The sequence below is a fragment of the Planococcus maritimus genome, from assembly GCF_001592825.1.
GTDB classification, from domain to species: Bacteria; Bacillota; Bacilli; order Bacillales_A; family Planococcaceae; genus Planococcus; species Planococcus maritimus_C.
Window position 1 is genome coordinate 1 of the sequence record NZ_LTZG01000038.1, and the last position, 370, is coordinate 370.

General features: G+C 50.0%; 1 pseudogene. It reads left to right on the forward strand.

Annotated features, from left to right (window positions below):
- Positions 1–248, forward strand: a pseudogene (fliN, locus tag AY633_RS13715) (flagellar motor switch protein FliN); the annotation flags it as partial.
- Positions 249–370 lie beyond the last annotated feature (122 nt).

The following is a 370-nucleotide window of genomic DNA, read 5'->3' on the forward strand; positions in this document are numbered from 1 at the left end:
TGAACTGGCGGTCAGGCGTCCCATGGCAAAGGAGGGTAGAACGTGGCCGAACGAAGCGAATGGTCAAAGACATCCTTGAAATGTCACAAGGTTCGAGTATCGAAATCGATAAACTGGCAGGAGAGCCAGTGGATATTCTCATCAACAATAGATTGATCGCGGTTGGCGAAGTCGTCGTCATCGACGAAAAGTTCGGCGTGCGTGTGACAGATATATTAAGTACGGCAGAGCGCATTTCCAAACTGCGTTTATTCAAGGCGCAGGAGTATGGCAAGTGTGAATTACAGACATTGGATTTTATTACTCATAACGCTCGCTGCCCTGTGGCTTGCTGCACCGGTAGCGTCTGCAGAGACGGGAAACGTAGCCG